Raw genomic sequence first — 1094 nt, 5'->3', positions numbered from 1 at the left:
CTAGCTGTACTGACCTGAGAGGTTGGGAACGCGGCTGGCGGGTGGTTGTCCGCCGAGGGCGGTGTGGCCGCGGTGGTGATTGTAGGTGTGGAGCCAGGTGGTGAAGGCTGCGCATCGTTCGGTGTCGCTGGTGTAGAGGCGGGCGTAGGCCCATTCGTCGGCCAGGGTGCGGTGGAAGCGTTCGACCTTGCCGTTGGTTTGTGGCCGGTAGGGTCGGGTCCGTTTGTGGATCACCGGCCCGAGCGCGGCGGCGAAGGTGTGTGACCGGTAGCAGGAACCGTTGTCGGTCAACACTTTTCGGACGGTGACGCCGTGGGCGGCGAACCAGGTGGCGGCGCGGATCCAGAATCCGGCGGCGGTGTCTTTGGTTTCGTCGCCCAGTATTTCGCTGTAGGCCACACGGGAGTGGTCATCGAGCGCGGTGTGCAGGAAATGGTAGCCGCGGATCGGCTGGCGGTAGGCGTTGTAGCGCCCGGAACTCTTGTCGGCCTGGGCATTTCGGCCTCCGGCGGTGCGTCCGAGCATGCGCCAGCCGCCGCCGGCGGGGATCTTGCCGAGCTTTTTGACATCGACGTGGATCAGATCTCCGGGCGCGGGGTGCTCGTAGCGGCGGACCGCGGTGCCGGTGGCTCGATCCAGCCATCGCAACCGGGCCAGTCGATAGCGGACCAGGACCCGGTGCACGGTCGAGGGATGCAATCCCAGCAGGTAGGCGATACGCGCCGGGCCCCAGCGGCGCAGCAGCCGGACCTTCACGATGCGCCGCTCGGTCCGTGCCGGGATCCGGCGCGGGTGATGACGCGGGCGGCTGGACCGATCCGTCATGGCCGCCTCGCCCCCATGACGATAGCGATCGGACCACCGTTTGGCGGTGGTGGGCGAGACCTGGAACCGTTCGGCGGCACGTCGCAGTGACCAGCCGTCCTCGACGACACAACGAGCCAGCCGCAACCGACCCAACTCCGACAACGGCGCATTAGGGTGAACCACGAAGACCTCCGACGGTGGATGCGTTCCTAGACAGCTCGCATCACACTCGGAGGTCTTCACCATGTCAGCTCGCCACGCCGCTACCAACGTTTGTGGTCAGTACA

General features: G+C 66.6%; 1 protein-coding gene. It reads right to left on the bottom strand.

The features are described from left to right. Nucleotides 1–990, bottom strand: a complete 990-nt coding sequence (locus tag ACFYTQ_RS37575) for an IS481 family transposase (RefSeq protein ID WP_387371217.1) — start codon at nt 988–990, stop codon at nt 1–3. Nucleotides 991–1094: the final 104 nt, after the last annotated feature.

Origin of the sequence: Nocardia sp. NPDC004068, assembly GCF_042874315.1 — a bacterium.
In the GTDB taxonomy this organism is placed as follows: domain Bacteria; phylum Actinomycetota; class Actinomycetes; order Mycobacteriales; family Mycobacteriaceae; genus Nocardia.
The sequence above is the reverse complement of the archived record's forward strand: the minus strand, read 5'-3'. Positions and strand labels throughout refer to the sequence as shown.